The sequence below is a fragment of the Candidatus Palauibacter sp. genome (assembly GCF_965237495.1).
Classification (GTDB): Bacteria; Gemmatimonadota; Gemmatimonadetes; order Palauibacterales; family Palauibacteraceae; genus Palauibacter.
The window spans coordinates 2,515,547-2,532,386 of sequence record NZ_OZ250143.1; the positions used below are offsets into that span (position 1 = coordinate 2,515,547).

The following is a 16,840-nucleotide window of genomic DNA, read 5'->3' on the forward strand; positions in this document are numbered from 1 at the left end:
CTCTACATGTCCCGCCGGCCGGCGAAGGCCTCGGCGATGGTTACGCCATCGGCGTACTCGAGGTCGCCCCCCACCGGGAGCCCCCGCGCGAGCCGGGTGACCCGCACGTCGGCGGCCGACGACAGCAGGCGCTGCAGATACGTCGCCGTCGCCTCTCCCTCCACGCTCGCGTTCGTCGCGATGATCACCTCCCGCACCGAGTCTCCGAGCCGCCGAAACAGGGCACGGATGTTGAGGTCCTCGGGCCCCACCCCGTCGAGCGGGGACAACCGCCCACCCAGTACATGATACAGTCCGCCGAAGTTCCCGGAATTCTCGATCGCCGGGATGTCCGAGGCCTCCTCGACGACGCACAGAAGCGCCGGGTCGCGTCGCGGGCTGCGGCACACCTCGCACGGATCCATGTCGCTCAGATTGGCGCACGCGCCGCACACGCGCACCTCCGCGGCCACCCGGTCGACGGCGCGCGCCAGCCGCCTCGCATCGTCCCTGGACCCCCTGAGGAGATGATAGGTGAGCCGCTGCGCGGTCTTGCGGCCGATCCCGGGCAGGCGCGCGAACTCGCCGACGAGGGCCTCGATCGCGTTCACGGCCCGCCGAGCAGATTGCCGAGCCCCCCGAGGGGGAGGCCGCCGGCGGCCCTGCGCATTTCGTTTTCCAGCCGCTCACGGGCCCGCCGCTGCACCTCGGAAGCCGCGGCGACAATGAGGTCCTCGAGCATTTCCACTTCCTCCGGATCGACGACGGCGGGGTCGATGGAGACGCCCTTGATGTTCCCCTTCCCGTCCGCGGTGACCTCGACCATCCCGCCGCCCGAGGCCGCGACCATCGTCTGACGTTCGAGCTTCTCCTGCATCTCGGCCACCCTGGCCTGCATCTGCTGGCTGAGCTGCATCATCTGCTGCAAGTTTATTCCTTCCACGACGGCTACTCCTTCAAGGTGAGATCAAGCGCCTTCACGGCTTCTCTGAGGTGCGGATTCCCGTCCATCAGCCCTTCCGCCCTGCTCCGGGCGGCTTCCCGGGCCGTCATCCTCCCGCCTTCGTTGTTGACGATTTCGATTTCGAGCCGCTCCCGTCCGAGGCGATTCGCGAGGTTCCTGCGCAGCGGATCGGACCGCCGTCTGTCCGCGAGCAGCGCCTCGAGGTCGCCCCGCAACCCGGACGGCACGCGGAGGGTGAGGAGATCGTCGACGAGCCCCTGCACCTCGGCGCCCCTGAGCGAGATCGCGGAGCCCCCGAGACCGCGCGTTTCGGCGACGGCGCTCGCCCACGCGTCACGCAACCGGGCCGGAGCCCGCGGGGCGGGCGCAGCCTCCGCCGGGGGCTTCGGCGAAGGGGGCTTCGGCGAAGGCGGATTCGGCGCCGGGGGCTTCGGCGCCGGGGGCTTCGGCGAAGGCGGACGCGGGGCGGGGTCCTCCTCCAACCCTCCTCCCAGGGCCGCCAGGAGCTCCTCGAGTTCCACCGTGGACTCCATGCGGACGAGGCGCAGGAGCAGCACCTCGAGCTGGATCCGCGGCTGAGAGGACCGCTGCAGGGCGCCGGACGCCTCGAAGTCGCCGAGCGCCGTGAGCATCCTGAGGAGATCCGCGGGAACCACGGCGGCTGCCGCCGCGAGGAAGCGTTGCCGCGATTCGGGGAGGAGTTCGACGGAATCGGCTTCGGGATCGAGCCGCAGGACGAGGAGCGTGCGTAGCGCGTCGCCCAACCCGCGCAGGAACTCCGCCGGATCGTGTCCGTCGTCGAGCAGCGTCTGGACGAAGGAGAACACCCGCGCCCGGTCGCGCTGCGCCGCGATGTCGAAGAACTCGAGGTATCGATCCTCGTCCACGAGCCCGAGCATGCGCCGCACGTCGACCAGTTCGACCGCGTCGCCGCGGAACGAGAGTACCTGGTCGAGCGACGACAGCGCATCGCGCACCCCCCCTTCCGCCCGGCGGGCGATCGCCCGCAGCGCTCCGGGCTCCGCCTGAATGCCCTCGTGCTCGAGGACCGTTTCGAGTCGTCCGGTGATGTCCCCGACGGAGACGCGCCGGAAGTCGAACCGCTGACAGCGCGACATGACGGGGGCCGCCCCGCGCTCGATCTTCTGCGGTTCCGTGGTGGCGAAGGCGAAGATGACCCGCGGCGGCGGCTCCTCCAGGATCTTGAGGAGCGCGTTCCACGCGTCGCGCGTGAGCATGTGCGCCTCGTCGAGGATGTAGACCTTGTAGCGGTCCTCGCTCGTGGGCGCGTACGCGGCCCGGCGCCGCAGGTCGCGCGCGTCCTCGACGCCGCGATGGCTGGCCGCATCGATCTCCACCACGTCGAGGGAGGCGCCGCCGGACCAGATCCGCTCGCAGGACTCGCACACGCCGCACGGTTCACCCGCCTCCTGGCCGGGGCAGTTGAGCGCCATGGCGAGGACACGGGCGCTCGTCGTCTTGCCGACGCCGCGGGGGCCGCAGAAGAGGTACGCGTGACCGACCCGGCCGGACTCGACCGCGGCCTTGAGCGTGGGCCCGATGTGGTCCTGGCCGATCAGATCGGCGAAGCGGCGGGGCCGATAGGTTCTGGCAAGCGCGGTACGGTACACGGGCTCGTGGGTGCTGTGGGCCGGCCGGGTTATGGACCCCAGGCGGACCGTGGCGACCGTCACACGCTTACCGCTGCTACCTTCACGGTCCTGACGGGATTCACGCGCTTCGGCCCCACGGGCCTGGGGCACGGGTATCTTAGCTGCCCGCCGGGGCAGCGGCCAGAAAAATCAGAAGGCATCCTCGCCGTAGAAGGCGTCGGGGATGTGCTCGATCCGGCAGCCCCCGTCGCGTTCGAACTCTATCGCCACGAGGTCGAACCGGAATTCCGCGCCGACGCCCGGGTTCCGCCGCAGCCAGGCCCCCGCCGCGTGGCGGATCCTCCTGCGTTGCGCGGGCGCCAGGGCCTCGGAGGGCGGCTGGACGCCCGCCCGGCGCGTCTTCACCTCGACGAAGGCCACCGTATCGCCGGTGCGGGCCACCAGGTCGATCTCCAGACGGCCGGCCCGCCAGTTGCGGTCGAGGATGTCGTATCCCTCGGCCGCGAGATACCGGGCCGCGAGCCGCTCGCCGAGGTCGCCGGTCGTCCGGGTGGGGACGCGGCCGGCCCGCTCAGCCGTTGGCCGGGACCACCGCCCGGGCGATGCGGCGACCGATCGCGTCGGCGATGGCATGCAGTTCGACCATGAGGGCGTCGAACTGATCCAGGTTGAGCGACTGCTGCCCGTCCGAGGCCGCGGAAGCGGGATCGGGATGCACCTCCAGGATGAGTGCGTCCGCGCCCGCGGCCACGGCCGCCCGCGACATGGGGCCGACCTTCGCGCGGGCGCCCGTCCCGTGGCTCGGATCGGCCACGATCGGCAGGTGCGACAGTTCCTGGATCGTGACCACCGCCGTGAGGTCGAACAGGTTCCGGGCGTGCGTGTCGAAGTTCCGCACGCCCCGCTCACACAACATCACGCGCGGCTCGCCCTCGGCAACGATGTATTCCGCCGCCAGCAGCAGTTCCTTGATCGTCGCCGCCATGCCCCGCTTGAGGAGCACCGGCTTGCCCGCCCGGCCCGCGGCGCGGAGGAGCGAATAGTTCTGCATGCTGCGGGCGCCGATCTGGATGATGTCGGCGTATTCGGCCACGAGACCCATGCTGTCGGTGTCCAGCGCCTCGGTGACGATGGCGAGCCCCGTCTCCTCGCGAGCCCGGGCGAGAAGCCGCAGCCCCTCCTCGCCCAGTCCCTGGAACGAGTAGGGCGAGGTCCGCGGCTTGAACGCTCCGCCGCGCAGCACGGTCGCCCCGGCCGCCCCCACCCGGTGCGCGGACTCGAGGATCTGTTCGCGCGACTCGACCGAGCACGGACCCGCCATGATGACGACATCCTCGCCCCCGATCTTCACCCCGTTGTCGAGTTCGACGACGGTGTCCTCGGGCCACCACTCCCGGCTCACCTGCTTGTACGGCTGCGAGACGTGGATGATGCGCAGGACGCCGTCGAGCCCGACGAGCCGGCTCTCCTGGACGCGTCCGTCGTTGCCGACGAGTCCGACGGTCGTCCGCTGGGCCCCCGGCATCGGACGCGCCCGATACCCCATGTCCTCTATGGCGCGAACCACCTCGGCGATCTGTCCGGACGTGGCGCCGTGCCTCATGACCACCAGCATTGGTCCCCCCCGTGCGTGGGCGATGTCCCGGCCGGCCCGGATGGGCCGGATGCGGCAGGAGCAGGATAGTCGGCCTGCCTCAACCGTTCGTCAACGTGACCCGGAGTCCCTCCCGCGCCAGGCAGGCGTCGCCGGGATACCCGGCCTCCGCCACCAGGCGGGCGACATCGCACCGCATCCGAAAGTCGGGGTACATGTGCGTGAGCACGAGGAGGCGCGGCCGCGCGGCGACGGCGACGGCCGCGACGCGGCGGGGCGAGAGGTGGTTGTCGGGGACGTCCGCGTCGTCCAGCGAACACTCGCACACCAGAGCGCCGACCCCGCGCATGAACGGTCCCAGCTCCGTGGAGGGGCCCGTATCGCCGCTGTAGCCGAAGCTGGACGCCGCGCCGTCGAGCCGCCACGCGACGCTCTCCTCGGTGTGCGGCGTGCTGTGGGCTTCGAGCAGCGGCCCGCCGTCCAGGGCACGGGGTTTGCCGGGCGCCACTTCCTCGATCCGCAGGGGGAAGCCCGGATCGAGGACGAAGTCGCCGTACGCGTCCGCGAGCCGCTCCAGGAAGCGCCGCGTGCCGCTCGGCCCCGATATCGTGAGCGGACGCGCGCGGGGCCTCTCCAGACCGTGTCGGAACGCGAACAAGAGACCGGGGAGAGCGCCGACGTGATCCGCGTGGAAATGGGAGATGACGAGGTCCGTGAGACCGCCCCAGGGCAGCCCGAGCCGCGCGAGCGCCTGCACGGCCCCGGGACCGCAGTCGAACAGGACGCGCGCGCGATCCATGGACACCCAGTAGGCGGAGGCTGCCCGGTCTCCCTCGGGGACCACCGTACCGCAGCCGGCGACGATGAGTTCGTCGGCCGAAACCCAGCCGGCGGTCACGCCACCTGTGGGGCCGAGTCGAATTCCACGCCGACGATGGACGAGACGCCCGCCTCCTGCATCGTCACGCCGTAAATCCAGTCGGAGTTCTCGATCGTGAGCGGGTTGTGGGTGATGACGATGAACTGGGTCTCCCGCTTGAACTCCTTCAACATCCGGACGAAGCGAAGGATGTTGGTCTCGTCCAGGGGAGCGTCGACCTCGTCGAGAAGGCAGAACGGACTCGGCTTCGCGAGATAGATCGCGAACAGCAGGGCCAGCGCGGTGAGGGCGCGCTCGCCGCCCGACAGGAGGTGGATGCGCTGTGTCCTCTTCCCTCGCGGGCTGGCCGAGATCTCGATCGGCGAATCGAGCGGGTCCTCGGGGTCCTCGAACCAGACGTCGCACTCGCCACCCTCGAACAGCGAAACGAACGTGCGGTGGAAATTCGCGCGCACGGCCTCGAACGTCTCGGAGAGGGTGGCGGACGCCTCCCGGTTGATCCGGCGGATGGAGACGCGCAGGTCGTCGCCCGCACCGGTGAGGTCGTCGCGCTGGCCGGTGAGAAACTCGAGGCGCGCCCGCTCTTCCTCGTATTCCTGCTGGGCGAGCAGATTCACCGGGCCGAGACGCGCGATCGAACGCCGCACCCGCTCGAGTTCCGCCTCCCATTCGTCAGGTTCCGCGTCGTCGACCGGCGCGGCGCGGCCGCGAAGTTCCGCGAGCGGCGCGTCCCACTCCGCCTCCAGGCGTCCGCGGACGGACGACTCCGCCGCTTCGAGTTGCGCGATCTCCAGGTCGAGCCGGTGCCGGGCCTCGACACGCTCCCGCTCCAACCGGCGCGCCTCCCTCAGCTCCGAGTCGAAGCGCTCCAGAAGCTCCCTCCCCTCCGCGATCCGTCCTTCGATCCCCGCCAGCTCCGCCTCGCGCTGCGCCCGGATCTCCAGCGCCTGCCCTATGGCTGCCTCTGCTTCCTCCGACAGACGCTCGCTCTCGGCGATGAGTGCGTGGAGGCGCGTCTCTTCGCGTGCCAGCGCGCGCGAGCGCTCCTCCGCGTCCGCCAGGTTCTCGGCGACGCGTGCAGCGGCTGCGCGCCGGTTCTCCACGTCCGCCTCCCTGCGAGCCTGCTCCAGCTGCGCACGGTGCAGGTCGGCCCTCCCGGCCTCCGCCGCATCGCGGGCCTCCCGGGCGGTGTCGGACGCGGCGCTCCAGGCGGACTCCGAGCGGGACGCGAGCCGCTCCAGTTCCTGCCCCCGCGTCTCGCCGGTCGCCGAACGCGCCACTTCGTCGTCGCCGAACGCCTCGAGTTGCTCGATGCGGCCGGTGAGTTCGCGGCGTTCGCGGTCGAGCCGCTTCAGGCGGGCTTCCGCGGACGCCCCGTCGGCTTCGGCCTCCCGCCGCGCGGACTCCACCTCCGAGGCCGCCGTCCGGGACCCATCGACCCGCTCCCGGGCCGCCGTCACCTCGGATTCCAGCCGCTGCAGGGTCTCCGTCGACCGAGCCCGCGTGCGCTCCAGCCCGGCGACCTCCTCGCGCAGGGCCCGGAGTTCGGCCCGTCGACTCAGGACGCCCTCGCCTCCCGTGCCGCGCCCCAGGTACACGGCGCCCCGCAGATCCTGATGCCGGCCGTCGGCGTCGACCCACGGGTGGGCCCGGGGGGCGAGTTCGCCGTCGTCCGCGACCCCGACGCCCGAGAGGAGCGCGGTCACCCAGACGGCGCCGGCCCCCTTCGCCTCCACCTTGTCCAGAAGCGGCGCGTCCACCGCGGCGGGGACCGACAGGGGGCCGGGATCGAGCGGAAGCACGAGGACACCTTCTTCCGCACCGCTCCGCTCGAGCCACGCCTCGACGGCGCGCACGGTCGACCAATCGCGGACGACGACGCCGTGGAGGCAGGGGCCGAGGTGGGCCTCGACGGCGGCTGCCCAGGGAGCGGGCGCTTCCATGAACTCCGACAGCGCTCCGTGCAGGCCCGGGATCTCCGCCCGGTCCTCGAGCAGCCTGGCCACGACCTCCGGCAGCAGGGCGCTCGACCCGACGAGCGACCCCAGACTCGAAGCCCGTGCGCTGGCCGTGGCAAGCCGCCCCTCGAGGGCCGCCTGCGCCTCGCGGGCGCGGCGCAGCGCCTCCTCGGCCGCGGCGGCGGCGTCATGCGCCGCCTGCAGACCGTCTCTCGCGCGCCTCGCGCGTTCGGCCAGCCCGGATTCGAGTTCCGCCGCCTTCGCGGCCTGTCCCCGGAGTTCGCGCTCCTGGCCGGCGAGCGAGTCGAGCGCCGGTCGGTGGCGTTCCAGTTCCTCGCTCCGGTCGCGCGACCGCGCCTCGGTAACGCCCAGCTCCAGCCTCCAGCGCTCAGCCTCGCGCCGCGCTTGCTCCACGGCCTCCCGGGCGGCATCGCGCCCGGAGGCGGCGGCGCGCGCCGCGGCGGCCAGCGTATCGGCCTCCTCCCGGAGTTCGGCCTCGATCCGGCTCCCTTCCGCGGCGAGGGCCAGCGCCGCCTCGAGTGCGGCTTCGGCTTCCGCACCCCCGGCGACGAGATCCGCCCGCCGGCGTTCCAGGCGTCGCGTTTCGGCACCGACGGCGGAGAGCCGGTCGCGTGCGTTCGTGATGCGCTCCTGCGCCAGGAGCAGGGCGCGCTCCTGCTCCTCGAGAGCGCGTCGGGCCTCCTCGACCCGGCGGGCCAGCCCGGCCCGTTCCCGCTCCAGCTCCGCGTGCCGGATCCGGAGCGTCTCCGCCCGGGTTTCCGTCGTCCGGATGTCCACCTGCCCGGGCGGCGTTTCCCGTTCGAGGCCTTCGCGTTCGGCCCGGGCCTCGGCCAGCCGCCTTCCGGTCCGTTCGAGGCGGGCGCCGGCCACCGCAACCTCGAGCTGAAGGAGCCGATCCCGAAGTCTCGCGTGACGTTCCGCGCGGCCACGCTGCTGGGCCAGCGATCGCACCTTCGATCCGACCTCGATGAGGACGTCGTCGAGGCGCTCCAGGTCGCTCTCCGCCTGATCGAGCTGCCGCGTCGCGATCCGGCGCCGGTCCTTGTAGCGTCCGACCCCGGCCGCCTCCTCGAACAGCGCCCGCCGTTCCTCGGCGCGGTCGGAGAGAATCGCGTCGATCATCCGCCCTTCGATGAGCGCGTAGGCGTTCGCGCCGAGGCCGGTGTCGCGGCACAGGTCGAGGATGTCCTTCAGCCGGCAGGGCGCGCCGTTCAGGGTGTACTCGCTCTCACCGCCGCGGTACACCGTTCGGCCGATCGCCACTTCCGCGTAGGACACGGGCAGGGCCCCATCCTCGTTGGAGAGTTCCAGCAGCACCTCCGCCCGACTGATCGGCTTGCGTACCTCCGTCCCGCCGAAGATCGCCTCCTCCATGCGGGAACCGCGGATCGCCGTCGGGCGCTGCTCTCCGAGGACCCAGCGCAGCGCATCGGAGATGTTCGACTTTCCGCAGCCGTTGGGGCCCACGACGGCGGTGACGCCGTCGTGAATCTCGATCCGCGTCCGGTCGGCGAACGACTTGAATCCGCGCAGCGTCAGGGCCTTGATCTTCACGCGCTCAGAAGGTCGAGGGCGTTTCGTCACCGCGTCGCGGCACCAGCGTCGCGGCTTCGCCCGCGGCCTCGAGGATCCCGGCCATGGGCAGGGCGGCCTGCTCATCCTCGTAGGCTCCCCCGTAGACGCGAAAAACGGCGCGTCCCTCGAGGGGGGTTGCGAGGCTGTATGCCGGGATACCGCGCGACGAGAGTTCGGCGATTCGGGCCTCCACAGCGGCCCGTTCGGCGAACAATCCCAGATCGTACGCGAGCCGGGTGGGACGAAGCTGCCACGGATTCGCCTCCCCCGACGCCTCCGCCCGCACGAGCGCGTCCAGCAGGGCCGCGGCCTCGGCTTCGCTCCCGAGCGCCCCCGCGAAGACCCGGTGATAGAGGACATCGTCGACCGGCGTCGGCGCGGCGAAGAAAAGCGAGCCCGGCGACGCCGCGCGAAGTTCGGCGATTCGGCTGTCCGCGTCGGCCGGATCTCTGAGGCTCCCCATGAGGACGGAGAACGGCCGCTCGGCCGCTCCGTCGAACGCGAGCCCGGCGCTGGCCGCGTCGAACGCGGCCGGCGAATCGGGCGGCGTCCCGGGAGAAGCGTCGGGCACCGTATCAGCCCTCTCCGCGCCCGCTTCCGGTTCCGTCTCTTCTGCCGTCTCCAGCGGCGCGGGCTCCGGCACCGCGACGGACTCCGGCGCCGGGGCGGAGGCGTCGGGTTCCGCTACCATGGAACGCAACCGAGTGAGGAGGCCCTCGACGGGCCCCGGGTTTCGGTACATCCACCAGCCACCCAGCAGGAGGGCGGCCACGACGAGCAGCCAGACCACGGACCGAGCGCGCAAACGGCGCCGGGGGGGGACGGGATCCGCCGGCGATGTCTCGTCCACGGCCGCCGTCTCGTCCGCCACGGCCGTCTCCGCCACGGCCGTCTCCGCCACGGCCGTCTCCGCCACGGCCGTCTCCACCACGGCGCTCGCCTCGTCCTCCGGGTCGGCCGCCCCCGGGTCGGCCGCCTCGTACCGCACGCGACCGTAGTAGGCGAACTCGGCGGAATCGGCGCGGCGGACATCCCCCAGCGCGACGTACCCGTCGAGATGGCTGCCGAGGTCCGGCGCGAGCGGCGTCCGCTCGGAGACGACGAGGAAGAGCGTCCCCTCGCGCTCCCGGACGCGTTCGAGGAAGGTCGTGAACCTGTCGTCCAGGAGTAACTCGGCGACCTCCTCCGGATCCCTGCCCGCCGGGAGGTACAGGTAGGGGCACTCGGGCCGCTGAACGGCCACCTCGGTGAGGCGCGCACGGCCGGCGAAGAAAGCGGACCAGCCTTCCGACTCGAGGCCCCCCGCGAGTTCGTCGAGCGGGTTCGGCCCGGGTTCGGTGCTCAGGACCAGCGTGTGTTCGCGGCGGCACCCGATCGCGGTCGCAATCGCGTCCACAACGGTGGTGCTTCTCTCCCTCTCCGCACTCTCGTGCACGAGGGCCACGATGCGCGCGTCACCCGGGAGATCCCAGGAGAAAGAGTCCGACTCCGTCAAGGCTGCCTCCGGTTCACCTGATCGTCTGATTCCTCATGGATCCACGCGTCGATTCCACGCTTCCGGCGAAGCTCCAGCGCGACCGCCTCGGCATCCGGGCGCGACGCGTAGGGGCCTACCAGAAGCCGGTACCACATGTCGTTCGCCTCGTCCAGCCGCCGCAGCACGTGCGTCGAATATCCCGACCCGTCGAGCAGTTGCCGCATCCTCCCGAGGCTCGTCAGCTGCCGCGATGAGATCGCGACCGCGTAGAAGCCGCCGGGCAGTTCGGGCTCGGCGGGCGGGTCGGACACGGCGGCGGGTCCGGCCGGCGCTTCGGCCTCCAGCGCCACGGCGGCGCGGCCGGGAGGGGTGCTCAGCGTCAGGAGCCCGATGCGGCCGGGGGCGGGCGGGAGGCTGTCGGCGAGCGCATCGAGGGCCTCCTCCGCGTCTCCGGTCGTGTCGTCGGCCGCCACGGCGACCATCGTGACCGGGAGGCGGGGTCCCCACCGGAACGGGAGCCATACCGCATCGACGGGACCGTCCACGGTCTCGAGTTCCCCCGTCGCCGGAGCGAGGAACCCGAGCCCGTCCCCGGTCGACACCAGAATGCCCCCGCCGGGCAGCGCGAGGGGAAGATCGGGCCGCCACTCACCGGGGATCGCCTCCAGGCGGGTCTCGCCGACCCTGGCCGCCCACGCGCGCACGCCATCGAAGGCGACGAGGCCGTCGCCCGCGATGCCCGGGCGCAGCGCCTCGATGGGAGCCTCGACGCTCGACGATCCGACCTCGCGCCAGTCGTACCGGTCGATGCTCACGAACCGCGCGCGGTCGGCGGAAGCGGCGAACACGCGGTGCTGGGACGGTGACGTCGCCAGGGCGGCCGGCCGCCCGGCGAGCCCGACAGCCGCGCCCGGCTCCAGTTCGGGAATCGACCAGGCGGTCAAGCCGCTGCCGTCCTCGGACGCGGTCACGACCTGCCCCCCCCAGCCCGTGAGCACGGCCGGCCCGCGCGCGCCGACCGCCCGCGTCGTCACCGCGGGCTCGGCCTCGCCGGGCTCCCACACGGCGAGTTGGGGCCCCTCCTCCGCCTCGATCAGCGCGACGACCCGTCCCCCGGCGGCCACCGCCGCCCAGAGGACGTCGCCCTCGGCCGTGACCTCGGCCGTGACCTCGGCCGTGAGGGCCAGGATACGACCACGCCCCACGAAGGCGCCGCCCGACACCGAGGGGATCCACCGCGCGTCCGGGGGCGCGTCGGGGAGCGGGTTGATGGTTTCCGTGGGAGAGGTGGCGTAGAGACGGAGCCGTGACCCGTCACGCAGCACGGCCGCGGACCCCAGCGAATAGGCCGCGGTGACGCGCCCCAGAGCCAGACGACCGGTCCAGCGGACCGTGGATGGGTTCGCGACCGATCGAAACTGCGCCACCCCGCCCCGATTCGGGATGACGAGGAGCCCGTAGCGCGGCAACGAAGAGCCGGATACGAGGGGCGTCCCTTCGAGGGGTTCGGGCTGGTCGGCCGGAGGGCTTCCGCACGCGAGGGACGCGCACAGGGTGATGGGGAGAGCCGCCCGAACACGCGCCACGCGAGCGACGAAGCGAGAGGAAGAAAGTCCCAATGAAGTCGTCACATCAGCCACATCCACCGGCCCGCCCTGGGGGTTCGATCATAAGCTAGCGGAACCTCGAAAAGCGCCGCAAGTAAAGGCTGGCGGGGGGGCGCCGGCGGGCGGCGACGGGCACCGGGAACGGCTCACTCCAGTTCGAACAGGGGGGCATCGCCCCACAGGCGCTCCAACTGATAGAACTCCCGGACCTCGTGCAGGAAGACGTGGACGATGAGACCGACGTAGTCCATCAGGACCCACCGTCCCGTGCTCAGCCCTTCCACGCCGACGGGGCGGAAGCCGTCGTCCCGCGCCCGCTCGAGGATATTCTCGCTGATCGCGCGTGCGTGCGTGTCCGAGTCTCCGGTCGCGATCACGAAGAAGTCGGTGACGTCCGACAGCCCGCGCAGATCGAGGACGGTCGCGACGCGCGCGTTCCTCTCCAGCGCCGCCTCCGTCACGCTGCGCAGTTCGGGCGACGGATCGCCCCGCTCCGCGAGCTGGCGCCACACTTCGTCCAGGGGGAGTGCGCTCATGCTCTGCGGCCGGCGGCCGTCATTCCTCCGCGATGACCCACACCTTGAGCGTGGGCTCCACCTCTGCGTGGATACGGAGGGGGACGTCGTAGACGCCGAGGTCCTTGATCGGCTCGTCGAGGACGACCGCCCGGCGTTCCACCGGGACGTCCGCCTTCTCCAGTTCGTCGGCGATGTCCGCGGCCGTGACCGACCCGAACAGACGCCCGCCGCCGCCGGCTCGTCGGGTGAAGGTCACCGAACGGCCTTCGAGTTCGCCCGCCAGTTGCGTGGCCGCTTCGCGGTCCCGCGCGGCCGACTGCTCGATCTGACGCCGCTCCTCCCCGAACCGACGTCGGTTGCCCTCCGTGGCGGCGAGCGCGATCCCCCGCGGTATCAGGTAGTTGCGCGCATATCCCGGCCGAACGGTCACGAGTTCGCCCGCGTGGCCGAGGTCGGCGACGTCTCTTCTCAGGATGACTTCCACCATCGATTCCCTCCATTCGAACCCACCGGCGCGCGGGGGTTCACTTTTCTCTTGTTTCCACCCCCAGCCGCGACCGGAGGTCCAGCCAGGTATCGCTGACGCCCACGACGAGGGCCGTCCCGATCGTCACGGGATAGAGGGCCAGCGCGGCGATCGCCCACACGGCGATCACCCAGCCCGAGCTTATCACCGCAGCCCCCAGCCACACGAGGACCGCGGCGCCCCGAAGCAGGTACAGGCCACCCATGACCGTCACCATGTTGCCCCCCGCGCGGTCGGCCCAGTCCCCCGCGGGGAGGACGAGGAGCGCCAGCCCCAGGATGAGCACCCAGACCAGATGCGTACTGAACCGAAAGTGCCGCAGCGGTGGCAACGCGGCCTCCTCTCCCCGGATCCGGCCGAGAAGGTACACGCAGAGCGCCAGCGCCGAGACCGAAGCGAGTACGAGCATCGCCGGGTACACGGCTTCCCACACACCGACGAACTGCCGGACCGCCGCGTCCACCACGGGACTGCCGAAGGCCCGGGAGTCGTACATCGCGAGGACCCTGTCGAACTGCCCGGAGACGTGCCGGTCGAGCGCCGCCGGCAGGTCGGGCCGCCACGCTCCCATGGCGCCGACGGTGCCTCCCGCGATGGCGACCCCCATCAGCGACCGATCGAGGATGGGTCGCCCCGGTGCCAGCGTCGTGCTGATGGCGAACCCGCCCGCGAGCAGGACGGCCCAGCCCCGTTCGATGTACCACAGCGGCGTCGCCTCCCCGAACCCCGCCGCGGCTCCCGCGAGCAGGAGCAGCGCCAGAACGGCCGTTCCGGTCTGCGGCGGCTCGAACGCGAGGATCGCGACGGCCGTAGGGACGCCGACGATGGCCATGAGTCCGAGGGGCGACGAATTGAGGGGCGACAGCAGAATCACCAGCAGGATGAGTCCGCCCGCCCGCCAGAGGCCCCTCCGACGCTCCGTCAGCGACCTAACCCCCGTCGGCTAGTCGTAGTAGCCGCGGATATACGGCAGCAGCGCGAGGTACCTCGCCCGCTTGATCGCCGTCGCCATCTGCCGCTGGTGCCGCGCGCACGTCCCGGTCGCGCGCCGCGGCAGGATCTTGCCGCGATCCGAGATGTAGCGGTCCAGCCCGCGGTCATCCTTGTAGTCCACGCGGGCAATCCGGCCCTCGCAGAAGCGGCACGCCTTTCGAAAGGCCATCTAGTCCTCCTTCGTCTCGGCGTCAGCGTCCGCGGCCGGTGCCTCGGGGCTCGGGTCCTCCTCGGTGGCGGCTTCTTCCGCGGAGTCGTCGTCTTCGGCGTCCTCTGACTCGGCGTCCTCTGCTTCGGGAGCCTCTTCCTGGGAGTCCTCGTCCCCGGGAGCCTCTGCTTCGGCTTCCTCGGGAGCTTCCTCCTGAGCGGCCCCCGCCTCGGAGGCTTCCTCGTCCTCGGGGGGGTCCGCCGATTCCGGGGGATCCGCGGGGGCTTCCGCGGACTCCTCGGGCGGTTCCTCGGGAGCGGGGAGTGGACGCTCGGCGATCACGACCAGATAGCGGAGCACGTCGTCATCGAGCTTCAGCACGCGCTCCAGGCCCGTGAGCGGAGCCGGGTCCGAGGTGAACTGAACGACCACGTAGTAGCCGTTCTTCTGCTTCCGGATCGGGTAGGCGAGCTGCCGCTTGCCCCAGTGGCTCGACGCCGTGATCTCGCCCGATCCATCTCCGGCGATGACGGCGTGGTAGCGCTCGAGCTTCGCCTCGATCTCCTCGGAGGTCAGGCTCGAACGAAAGATGTACACGATCTCGTAATCGCGCATCGACATGCTCCTTCGGTCTCATCGGCCCCGACCCTCGCGGTCGGAGCAGGAGTCTCGTTCCAACTTCGCTTGTTGCTGTCCCGCCGGCGCCCGGCGGATACTCCGTCGTGCCCCCCCCTCGGGGGGCCGGAAGGCCGATGAAAGCTAGGCCCCGCGGCCTCGCTGTCAAGGAGGCCGCGAGACGGCCGGGGACCGGTGCCGGCGGCGCCCCCGGCGGCTAGAAGAGCCCGAACGCCTGGAGCGCGGCGCCCAGTGCCGCCAGGGCCGGCCCGACGCTCTCGGCGGTGGCCACCGCCATCCCGTGCACCTCCACGAACCACGGCGCGAGGACGAGCGACACCACGCTCATCAGCTTCACGACGATGTTCATCGAGGGGCCGGACGTGTCCTTGAAGGGGTCGCCCACGGTGTCGCCGACCACGGCCGCCTTGTGCGGCTCCGAGCCCTTTCCGCCGTGCGCTCCCGTCTCGATGTACTTCTTCGCGTTGTCCCACGCGCCGCCGGAGTTGGCCATGAAGAGCGCCAGCAACACGCCGGTCACGGTCGCCCCGGCCAGCGCGCCGCCCAGCGCCGCGACCCCGAGAAAGCGGCCGACCACGATCGGGACGATGATCGCCACCAGCCCCGGCACGACCATCTCCCGCAGCGCCGCCCGGGTGGAGATGTCGATGCAGCGCGCCGAATCGGGCTTCGCCGTGCCCTCCATGATCCCCGGGATCTCGCGGAACTGGCGCCGCACCTCGGCCACCATGCCGGCCGCCGCCCGGCCCACCGCCGTCATCGTGAGCGCGGCGATGAAGAAGGGGGTCGCGCCGCCGACGAAGAGCCCCATGACGACGAGCGGGTCGACGAGGTTGATCCCGATCTCGCGCAGGCCGACGGCGTTCGCGTAGGCCGAGAAGAGGGCCAGGGCGGTCAGCGCCGCGGAGCCGACGGCGAACCCCTTCCCGATCGCCGCCGTCGTGTTGCCGAGGGCGTCGAGCGAATCGGTGATCGAGCGGACTTCCGGGCCCAGTTCGGCCATCTCCGAGATCCCGCCCGCGTTGTCCGCCACCGGGCCGTAGGCGTCGACCGACATCGTCACACCGACGGTGGCCAGCATCCCCACCGCGGCGATCCCGATCCCGTACAGACCGGCGAAGTTGTAGGCGATGAAGATGGCGGCGGAGATGAGGAGCATCGGGATCGCGGTGGACTCCATCCCGACCGCGAGACCGGTGATGATGTTCGTGGCGGAACCCGTCTCGGAGGCTTGCGCGATCCTCCGGATCGGCCCCTCCGCCGTGTAGTACTCGGTCACGAGCCCGATCGCGATCCCGACCAGCGACCCGAACAGCATGGCCCAGAACGGGCCCGCGTTCGGGTGGATGAAGATCCACTTGCCCTCGGCCGAGGCGTCGAACAACTGGAGGTTGACGGTGATCGCGTAGGCCATGACCCAGAACACCACCGCGCCGATGATCGGCGCCCACCGGAGCGCGGCGGCCGGACTCATCCTCTCGAGTACGCGGATGGCGAGGATACCGATGGCACTCGCGAGGAAGCCCGCCATGATGTAGAGGATCGGAAGCGCCACGGCGGCGAGCCGCGACTCGTCGAGGATCATCGTACTCGTCACGCCGATGACGATGGTGGCGATGACCGAGCCGACGTAGGACTCGAAGATGTCCGCGCCCATGCCCGCCACGTCCCCCACGTTGTCGCCCACGTTGTCGGCGATCGTGGCGGGATTGCGGGGGTCGTCCTCGGGGATGCCGGCCTCGACCTTCCCCACGAGGTCCGCGCCGACGTCGGCCGCCTTCGTGAAGATCCCGCCGCCGACGCGCGCGAAGAGGGCGATCGACGAGGCGCCCATCGCGAACCCGGAGATGATCTCGCCGAAGGGCCGGAACCCGGTCGCCCGGGGATCGTAGATCGCGATCACGGCGCCGATCCCGAGCAGACCGAGCGCCGCCACGGCCGTGCCCATCACGGCGCCTCCGGAGAAGGCGACGCGCAGCGCCTTGGCCTGGCCCTCCGAGCGCGCCGCTTCCGAGGTCCTCACGTTGGCCGAGGTCGCGGCCTGCATGCCGACGAAGCCGGCCATGATCGAGCAGGCGGCGCCCAGCCCGTAGGCCACCGCCGTCCGCGCGCCCACCAGCCACAGGAGGAGGGCGGCGACGATCACGATGAAGGGCAGGAGCACGGTGTATTCGCGCCTCAGGAAAGCCATCGCCCCCGAGTGGATCGCCTCCGCCAACTCGGCCATCCTCTCGGTCCCGACGGGCTGGCTCTTCACGTACATGAAGAGCGCGAAGGAGAAGAAGAGCCCGATCACTCCGAGCCAGATCGCGAATTCGATAAGTTCGACCACGTTGGTCTCGCTCCTTGTT

The 16,840-nt window shown here is 71.4% G+C and carries 15 protein-coding genes and 1 other RNA gene; all 16 read right to left on the reverse strand.

The features are described from left to right. Positions 1-2: 2 nt before the first annotated feature. The 16 genes from recR to ACPXY0_RS11165 all read right to left on the reverse strand — a co-directional run bounded on the left by recR (position 3) and on the right by ACPXY0_RS11165 (position 16,821). Positions 3-590 (reverse strand): recombination mediator RecR, encoded by a 588-nt coding sequence (gene recR, locus ACPXY0_RS11090; protein ID WP_423924587.1) that lies wholly within the window; start codon positions 588-590, stop codon positions 3-5. Further along, positions 587-922, reverse strand: a complete 336-nt coding sequence (locus tag ACPXY0_RS11095) for a YbaB/EbfC family nucleoid-associated protein (RefSeq protein WP_423924588.1) — start codon at positions 920-922, stop codon at positions 587-589. Before ACPXY0_RS11095 ends, recR begins: the two co-directional genes overlap by 4 nt. A gap of 5 nt (positions 923-927) precedes the next feature. Then, a complete protein-coding gene (gene dnaX / locus ACPXY0_RS11100) occupies positions 928-2,574 on the reverse strand; it encodes a DNA polymerase III subunit gamma/tau (RefSeq protein ID WP_423924589.1) in 1,647 nt (548 codons plus the stop codon). 33 nt (positions 2,575-2,607) lie between these two features. Continuing rightward, positions 2,608-2,703, reverse strand: an RNA gene (gene ffs / locus ACPXY0_RS11105) — signal recognition particle sRNA small type. 42 nt (positions 2,704-2,745) lie between these two features. Continuing rightward, complete coding sequence (locus ACPXY0_RS11110) at positions 2,746-3,189, reverse strand: YraN family protein (protein ID WP_423924590.1); 444 nt, start codon at positions 3,187-3,189, stop codon at positions 2,746-2,748. Beyond that, positions 3,128-4,171 carry a 3-deoxy-7-phosphoheptulonate synthase gene (aroF, locus tag ACPXY0_RS11115; protein ID WP_423924591.1) on the reverse strand — a complete coding sequence of 348 codons (1,044 nt, stop codon included), beginning with the start codon at positions 4,169-4,171 and terminating at the stop codon, positions 3,128-3,130. Before aroF ends, ACPXY0_RS11110 begins: the two co-directional genes overlap by 62 nt. 79 nt (positions 4,172-4,250) lie before the next feature. Next, positions 4,251-5,048, reverse strand: coding sequence for an MBL fold metallo-hydrolase (locus ACPXY0_RS11120; protein ID WP_423924592.1), 798 nt, complete (start codon positions 5,046-5,048; stop codon positions 4,251-4,253). After that, entirely contained in the window at positions 5,045-8,563 is a 3,519-nt protein-coding gene (gene smc / locus ACPXY0_RS11125) for a chromosome segregation protein SMC (protein ID WP_423924593.1), read from the reverse strand. The genes ACPXY0_RS11120 and smc overlap by 4 nt, the downstream gene beginning before the upstream one ends. Positions 8,564-8,567: 4 nt before the next feature. After that, a complete protein-coding gene (locus tag ACPXY0_RS11130; protein WP_423924594.1) occupies positions 8,568-10,079 on the reverse strand; it encodes an SPOR domain-containing protein in 1,512 nt (503 codons plus the stop codon). After that, complete coding sequence (locus ACPXY0_RS11135) at positions 10,076-11,692, reverse strand: SPOR domain-containing protein (protein ID WP_423924595.1); 1,617 nt, start codon at positions 11,690-11,692, stop codon at positions 10,076-10,078. Before ACPXY0_RS11135 ends, ACPXY0_RS11130 begins: the two co-directional genes overlap by 4 nt. A 122-nt stretch (positions 11,693-11,814) precedes the next feature. Continuing rightward, positions 11,815-12,204, reverse strand: a complete 390-nt coding sequence (gene rsfS, locus ACPXY0_RS11140; RefSeq protein WP_423924596.1) for a ribosome silencing factor — start codon at positions 12,202-12,204, stop codon at positions 11,815-11,817. A 19-nt stretch (positions 12,205-12,223) separates the two neighbouring features. Continuing rightward, positions 12,224-12,673, reverse strand: coding sequence for a 50S ribosomal protein L9 (gene rplI, locus ACPXY0_RS11145; RefSeq protein ID WP_423924597.1), 450 nt, complete (start codon positions 12,671-12,673; stop codon positions 12,224-12,226). A gap of 37 nt (positions 12,674-12,710) precedes the next feature. Beyond that, entirely contained in the window at positions 12,711-13,586 is an 876-nt protein-coding gene (locus ACPXY0_RS11150) for a DUF2232 domain-containing protein (RefSeq protein ID WP_423924598.1), read from the reverse strand. 69 nt (positions 13,587-13,655) lie between these two features. Continuing rightward, positions 13,656-13,874 (reverse strand): 30S ribosomal protein S18, encoded by a 219-nt coding sequence (gene rpsR / locus ACPXY0_RS11155; protein WP_419936532.1) that lies wholly within the window; start codon positions 13,872-13,874, stop codon positions 13,656-13,658. After that, positions 13,875-14,468, reverse strand: a complete 594-nt coding sequence (gene rpsF, locus ACPXY0_RS11160) for a 30S ribosomal protein S6 (protein WP_423924599.1) — start codon at positions 14,466-14,468, stop codon at positions 13,875-13,877. 217 nt (positions 14,469-14,685) lie between these two features. Beyond that, positions 14,686-16,821: a sodium-translocating pyrophosphatase gene (locus ACPXY0_RS11165; RefSeq protein WP_423924600.1), complete on the reverse strand. Its 2,136-nt coding sequence runs from the start codon at positions 16,819-16,821 to the stop codon at positions 14,686-14,688. Positions 16,822-16,840: the final 19 nt, after the last annotated feature.